General features: G+C 63.2%; 7 protein-coding genes. All 7 read right to left on the bottom strand.

Features of this window, described 5'->3' with window-relative positions:
* The coding region (gene nuoG / locus PKA57_RS10160; RefSeq protein ID WP_324300155.1) for an NADH-quinone oxidoreductase subunit NuoG at positions 1-1,597 on the bottom strand (1,597 nt) is incomplete at its 3' end.
* Positions 1,598-1,601: 4 nt separating this feature from the next.
* Positions 1,602-2,894: an NADH-quinone oxidoreductase subunit NuoF gene (nuoF, locus tag PKA57_RS10155; RefSeq protein ID WP_324300153.1), complete on the bottom strand. Its 1,293-nt coding sequence runs from the start codon at positions 2,892-2,894 to the stop codon at positions 1,602-1,604.
* Complete coding sequence (nuoE, locus tag PKA57_RS10150) at positions 2,894-3,502, bottom strand: NADH-quinone oxidoreductase subunit NuoE (protein ID WP_324300151.1); 609 nt, start codon at positions 3,500-3,502, stop codon at positions 2,894-2,896. Before nuoE ends, nuoF begins: the two co-directional genes overlap by 1 nt.
* On the bottom strand, positions 3,499-4,677 hold the full coding sequence (locus tag PKA57_RS10145) for an NADH-quinone oxidoreductase subunit D (RefSeq protein ID WP_324300149.1): 1,179 nt from the start codon (positions 4,675-4,677) through the stop codon (positions 3,499-3,501). The genes nuoE and PKA57_RS10145 overlap by 4 nt, the downstream gene beginning before the upstream one ends.
* Positions 4,674-5,282 (bottom strand): NADH-quinone oxidoreductase subunit C, encoded by a 609-nt coding sequence (locus PKA57_RS10140; protein ID WP_324300147.1) that lies wholly within the window; start codon positions 5,280-5,282, stop codon positions 4,674-4,676. The genes PKA57_RS10145 and PKA57_RS10140 overlap by 4 nt, the downstream gene beginning before the upstream one ends.
* A 72-nt stretch (positions 5,283-5,354) precedes the next feature.
* On the bottom strand, positions 5,355-5,828 hold the full coding sequence (locus PKA57_RS10135; protein WP_324300157.1) for an NADH-quinone oxidoreductase subunit B family protein: 474 nt from the start codon (positions 5,826-5,828) through the stop codon (positions 5,355-5,357).
* An 89-nt stretch (positions 5,829-5,917) separates the two neighbouring features.
* Positions 5,918-6,283 carry an NADH-quinone oxidoreductase subunit A gene (locus PKA57_RS10130; RefSeq protein ID WP_324300144.1) on the bottom strand — a complete coding sequence of 122 codons (366 nt, stop codon included), beginning with the start codon at positions 6,281-6,283 and terminating at the stop codon, positions 5,918-5,920.
* Positions 6,284-6,488: the final 205 nt, after the last annotated feature.

Below are 6,488 nucleotides of genomic sequence, written 5' to 3'. Positions count from 1 at the left end.
TGCCCTGATAGATGACGAAGGCATTGCCGAGGCGCGCCATGTCGATCTCGTCCGCGCCGAGCAGATAGACGGTGTCGATCTCGCCCTTCGCGGCGCCGTCGAGGATGCCCTCGACATCGCGCCCGCCGTCCCCCGGCACGAGGCCGAGATCGAGACCGCCGACGCGCGCCGCCGCCGTGTGCAGCACGTTGAATTCCGCATTGGTGGCTTTAGCAAGGCGGATCGCGGCGGCGAGCACGGCCGCGCCGTCCTTGCGCGCCAGAGCCCCCTGCCCGACGATGATGACCGGCTTCTTCGCCGCCTTCAGCACCTCGGCAAAGCCGCGGCCCTCGACAAGCTCCTTCAGCGTCTGGGGGCCGGCGCCCAGATATTCATAGGGATAGGTCAGGTCGTGCTTGGGCCCGATGACGCCGACCTTGAGATTGCCCATGCGATAGCGCTTGCGAAGGCGCGTATTGACGAGCGGCGCCTCGCGGCGCATGTCCGAGCCGATGACGAGAACGGCGTCGGCATCCTCGAGCCCGGCGATGGTCGTGTTGAAGACATAGCTCGAACGCGGGCCGCCGAGCTTCGCGCCGTCCTGGCGGCAATCGATGTTGGCCGAGCCGAGCTTCGCCCAGAGATCCTTCAGCGCCTTCATTTCCTCGGCGGCGGCAAGATCGCCGACGATCGCGCCGATGCGCTCGCCCTTCGCGCCCTTGAGCCTCGCGGCGATCGCGGCGAAGGCTTCATCCCATGACGCTTCGCGGAACTTCCCGTTCTCGCGGATATAGGGTCGGTCGAGACGCTGCGTCTTCAATCCGTCCCAGATGAAGCGCGTCTTGTCGGAAATCCACTCCTCGTTGACGTCTTCATTGAGGCGCGGAAGGATCCGCATCACTTCCGAGCCGCGCGTATCGAGGCGGATGTTCGAACCGACGGCATCCATGACGTCGACCGATTCCGTCTTGCGCAGCTCCCACGGCCGCGCGGTGAAGGCGAAGGGCTGGAAGGTGAGCGCGCCCACGGGGCAGAGATCGACCACATTGGCCGAAAGCTCCGAGGTCAGCGCATGCTCGAGATAGGTCGTGATCTCCATGTCCTCGCCGCGGCCGATGGCGCCGATCTCCGGCGTGCCCGCGACCTCGGTGGCGAAGCGGACGCAGCGCGTGCACTGGATGCAGCGCGTCATCACGGTCTTGACCAGCGGCCCCATATACTTCTCTTCGACGGCGCGCTTGTTCTCGTAGAAGCGCGATCCGTCGGTGCCATAGGCCATGGCCTGATCCTGCAGATCGCATTCGCCGCCCTGATCGCAGATCGGGCAATCGAGCGGATGATTGATGAGCAGGAATTCCATCACGCCTTCGCGCGCGCGCTTCACAAGCTCCGTCGTGGTGCGCACGACGGCGCCATCGGTCGCCGGCATGGCGCAGCTCGCCACCGGCTTCGGCGACTTCTCCACCTCGACCAGGCACATGCGGCAGTTGCCCGCGATGGAAAGGCGTTCGTGATAACAGAAGCGCGGAATCTCGGCGCCTGCCGCCTCACAGGCTTGCAGCAGCGTCGCGCCCTGCGGGACCTCGACCTCGATGCCGTCGACTGTAACTTTGGGCATGGTCTTACTCCGCCGCCGCTTGCGAATTGCCGCTCTTGCGCGAGACGATCCGCTCTTCGATTACATGCCGGAAGTGCCGGATGAGCCCCTGGATCGGCCAGGCAGCCGCGTCGCCCAGCGCGCAGATGGTGTGGCCTTCGACGCGCTTGGTCACATCGAGCAGCATGTCGATTTCCTCGATGGCCGCATTGCCCGCCGCCATGCGCTCCATCACGCGCCACATCCAGCCCGTGCCTTCGCGGCAGGGCGTGCACTGGCCGCAGCTCTCATGCTTGTAGAAAGCGGAGATGCGCGCGATCGCCTTGATGAGGTCGGTCGACTTGTCCATGACGATCACGGCAGCCGTTCCGAGGCCGGTCTGCACGGCCTTGAGCGAGTCGAAGTCCATCAGCACGTCATCGCAGATGGATTTCGGAATGAGGGGTACGGACGATCCGCCGGGGATGACGGCGAGAAGATTGTCCCAGCCTCCGCGAACGCCGCCCGCATGCTTGTCGATGAGTTCGCGAAGCGGAATGCCCATTTCCTCTTCGACGTTGCACGGCTTGTTCACATGGCCCGAGATCGAGAAAATCTTGGTGCCCGTATTGTTCGGACGGCCGAGGCTCGCGAACCAGTCGGCGCCGCGACGAAGGATCGTCGGCGCGACCGCAATCGACTCGACGTTGTTCACCGTCGTCGGCGCGCCGTAAAGGCCCATATTGGCGGGGAATGGCGGCTTCAGCCGCGGCATGCCCTTCTTGCCCTCGAGACTTTCGAGCAGCGCCGTTTCCTCGCCGCAAATATAGGCGCCCGCGCCGTGATGAACGTAGAGGTCGAAATCCCAGCCGGAACCCGCCGCGTTCTTGCCGATGAGGCCGGCCGCGTAGGCTTCGTCCACCGCGCGCTGCAGCGCCTCGCGCTCGCGGATGAATTCGCCGCGCACATAGATGTAGCAGGCATGCGCATTCATCGCGAAGCTCGCGATCAGACAGCCCTCGATCAGCTTCTGCGGATCGTTGCGGAGAATTTCGCGGTCCTTGCAGGTGCCGGGCTCGGACTCGTCGGCATTGACGACGAGGTAATGCGGACGGCCGCCGGAATCCTTCGGCATGAAGGACCATTTGAGGCCCGTCGGGAAACCCGCGCCGCCGCGGCCGCGCAAGCCCGACTTCTTCATCTCGTCGATGATCCAGTCGCGCCCCTTGGCGATGATCGCGGCCGTGCCGTCCCAGTCGCCACGGCGGCGTGCGCCGGCAAGTCCCGGTTCGCCATAGCCATAGAGATTGGTGAAGATGCGATCCTTGTCCTGCAGCATCACTCGCCCTCCTCCAGCGTCGTCAGGCTCGTAAGTCCGCCGAGCGGCTCGGAGGAACGGCGACCGTTCTGCGGGCCCGGTTTCACTTCGCGGCCCGCGCGCAGCGCCTCGATGATCTCGCCGAGCTTCTCGGCATCGAGATCCTCGAAATAATCGTCATTGATCTGAACCATCGGCGCGTTCGCGCAGGCGCCGAGGCACTCGACCTCAAGCCAGGAGAGCTTGCCATCGGCGCTGATCTGCCCCTCCGGGCCGATATGCTTGCGGCAGGCTTCCTTCAGTTCGTCAGCGCCCCTGAGCCAGCAAGGCGTCGTGCCGCAGAGCTGCACATAGTGCTCGCCGACCGGCGACAGGTTGAACATCGTGTAGAACGTCGCGACCTCGAGTGCGCGGATGTAATCCATGCCCAGCATGTCGGCGACATAGCGGATCGCGGGCTCGGGCAGCCAGCCGCCCACCTGCTTCTGAGCACGCCAGAAGAGCGGAATGATGGCGGAAGCCTGCCGGCCTTCCGGATATTTCGCGATCTGACCTTTCGCCCATTCGAGATTTTCGGGCGTGAAGGCAAAACTATCGGGCTGGTTGGCAGCCAGTCTCCGGACGCTCATCGGTCTACCTCACCGAACACGATGTCGAGCGAACCAAGGATGGCGGAAACGTCCGCCAGCATATGGCCCCGACAGAGGAAATCCATCGCCTGCAGATGCGCGTAACCGGGCGCGCGGATCTTGCACTTGTAGGGCTTGTTCGAGCCGTCGGAGACGAGATAGACGCCGAACTCGCCCTTTGGCGCCTCAACGGCGGCGTAAACCTCGCCCGCCGGAACGTGATAGCCCTCGGTATAGAGCTTGAAGTGGTGGATGAGCGCTTCCATCGAGCGCTTCATCTCGCCACGCGAGGGCGGGAAGACCTTGCCGTCCGTCGTGTGGACGGGGCCTTCCGGCATCTTCTCGATCGCCTGCTTGATGATGCGCAGCGACTGGCGCATCTCGTCCATGCGCACGAGATAGCGGTCGTAGCAGTCGCCGTTCTTGCCGACGGGAATGTCGAAATCGAGTTCCGAATAGACCTCGTAGGGCTGCGAGCGGCGCAGGTCCCAGGCCATGCCGGAGCCGCGCACCATCACGCCCGAGAAACCCCAGGCCAGCGCGTCCTCCTTCGTCACCACGCCGATATCGGCGTTGCGCTGCATGAAGATGCGGTTGCCGGTGAGCAGCACTTCGAGATCGTCGAGCACCTTCGCGCAAGGGTCGCAGAAATTGTAGATGTCCTCGACGAGCTTCGGCGGCAGGTCCTGATGCACCCCGCCGGGCCGGAAATAGGCCGCATGCATGCGGGCGCCGGACGCGCGCTCATAGAAGATCATGAGCTTCTCGCGTTCCTCGAAGCCCCAGAGAGGCGGCGTAAGCGCGCCGACGTCCATCGCCTGCGTCGTCACGTTGAGAAGGTGCGAAAGCAGGCGTCCGATCTCGGAATAGATGACACGGATGAACTGGCCGCGGCGCGGCACTTCGATGCCGAGCAGACGCTCGACCGCGAGGCAGTAGGCATGCTCCTGATTCATCGGCGCGACGTAATCGAGCCGGTCGAAATAGGGCAGCGCCTGCAGGTAGGTCTTGTACTCGATCAGCTTCTCGGTGCCGCGATGAAGCAGGCCGATATGCGGATCGACGCGCTCGACGATCTCGCCTTCGAGTTCGAGCACGAGACGCAGAACGCCGTGCGCCGCCGGATGCTGCGGGCCGAAATTCAGGCTGAAATTGCGAAGCTTCTGCTCGGTCATGGCTTCGTCTCCGCTTTCTCGTCACCTGGCAGAATGTATTCCGCGCCTTCCCACGGGCTCAGGAAGTCGAAGCTGCGGAATTCCTGCACGAGCTTCACGGGCTCGTACACGACGCGCTTCTGCTCGCCGTCGTAGCGCACCTCGACATAGCCGGTGAGCGGGAAGTCCTTGCGGAGCGGATAGCCGGCGAAGCCGTAGTCGGTGAGAATGCGGCGAAGGTCCGGGTGCCCCGAGAAGAGCACGCCATACATGTCGAACGTCTCCCGCTCGAACCAGTTCGAGGCCGGGAAGATATCGACCGAGCTCGCGACCGGCGTATCTTCGTCCACCTCGATGCGAACGCGGATGCGCCGGTTCTTCTCCATCGAGAGGAGGTGATAGACGATGTCGAAGCGTCGCTCGCGCTCCGGGTAGTCGACTGCCGTGATGTCGATCAGCGTCGTGAAGCGGCACTCGTCATCGTCACGCAGGAAAGCGAGCACGGAAATGATCTGCGCGGCTTGCACAGTCACGTTCAGCTCGCCATATGCGACCGAGCAGTCGATGACCGCATCCGCCATTTTTCCGCGGATGTGATCGCCGAGTAATTTCAGACTCTCGTCCATCGAAGCAGTCTCAAAACTCGTGAACGGCTCCCGCTTCGCGCAGAAGCGGGAATGCCGTCCGGGCCATGAAAATCACCGGTCGATCGTACCCGTCCGGCGGATCTTCTTCTGAAGCGCGAGGATGCCGTAAAGCAGCGCCTCGGCGGTGGGAGGACATCCGGGCACGTAGATGTCGACCGGAACGATCCGGTCGCAGCCGCGTACCACGGAATAGGAATAATGGTAGTAGCCGCCGCCATTCGCGCAGGATCCCATCGAGATCACATAGCGCGGCTCGGGCATCTGGTCATAGACCTTGCGCAGAGCGGGAGCCATCTTGTTCGTCAGCGTGCCCGCCACGATCATCACGTCCGACTGGCGAGGGCTCGCGCGGGGCGCGAAGCCGAAGCGCTCGCTGTCATAGCGCGGCATGGATGTGTGCATCATCTCGACCGCGCAGCATGCCAGGCCGAACGTCATCCACATCAGCGAGCCGGTGCGCGCCCATGTGATCAGATCGTCCACCGTCGTGAGCACGAAGCCCTTGTCGGCGAGCTGGTCGGACATGTTGTCGAAGTTCGGATCGGCGATGTCGGGAACGTCGCCAGATGCCGTCCGCTCCGCGGGCAGACGCCCGCCGATCGCTCCGGTTTCCGTCACTCCCATTCCAGCGCCCCCCTCTTCCACTCATACGCAAAGCCGATCGTCAGCACACCGAGGAACACGATCATCGACCAGAAGCCGAACATGCCGACATCGCCAAGGGCGACCGCCCAGGGAAACAGGAAGGCCACTTCGAGATCGAAGATGATGAAGAGGATGGCGACGAGATAATATTTCACGTCGAACTTCATGCGCGCGTCGTCGAACGCGTCGAAGCCGCACTCATAGGCCGAAAGCTTTTCCTGGTCGGGCTTGCTCGGCGCGATCAGGAACGGTGCGATCAGCAGAGCGAGACCAATCACGAGGGAAAGGCCCATGAAAATGATGATGGGCAAATACTCGCGAAGCAGGTCTTCCATGGGTCGTCCTCACAACTCGCCGCGCCGTCGCATGAGGAAGCATGATCGCAAACTGATATGCCGACTCGTTCGGTACTTAAACGGCTGCCGAATTCCGCGCGCAGTATAGCCATCGCAACCGCAGAATCAAACGCTGCGTTGCCGGCGATCAGTGCAAAAAGTCCTTATGCTATTTGATGTTGCGGCGAACGGTTCGCGGTGCGTC

It is taken from the genome of Parvibaculum sp. (assembly GCF_035325945.1).
Taxonomy (GTDB): Bacteria; Pseudomonadota; Alphaproteobacteria; order Parvibaculales; family Parvibaculaceae; genus Parvibaculum.
The sequence above is the reverse complement of the archived record's forward strand: the minus strand, read 5'-3'. Positions and strand labels throughout refer to the sequence as shown.

Excerpts from the sequence above, each read along its gene's own strand:
- nuoF (WP_324300153.1), bottom strand. The coding sequence starts at position 2,894 with ATGCTGCAGGACAAGGATCGCATCTTCACCAATCTCTATGGCTATGGC.
- nuoE (WP_324300151.1), bottom strand. The coding sequence starts at position 3,502 with ATGAGCGTCCGGAGACTGGCTGCCAACCAGCCCGATAGTTTTGCCTTC.
- PKA57_RS10145 (WP_324300149.1), bottom strand. The coding sequence starts at position 4,677 with ATGACCGAGCAGAAGCTTCGCAATTTCAGCCTGAATTTCGGCCCGCAG.
- PKA57_RS10140 (WP_324300147.1), bottom strand. The coding sequence starts at position 5,282 with ATGGACGAGAGTCTGAAATTACTCGGCGATCACATCCGCGGAAAAATG.
- PKA57_RS10135 (WP_324300157.1), bottom strand. The coding sequence starts at position 5,828 with ATGTCCGACCAGCTCGCCGACAAGGGCTTCGTGCTCACGACGGTGGAC.
- PKA57_RS10130 (WP_324300144.1), bottom strand. The coding sequence starts at position 6,283 with ATGGAAGACCTGCTTCGCGAGTATTTGCCCATCATCATTTTCATGGGC.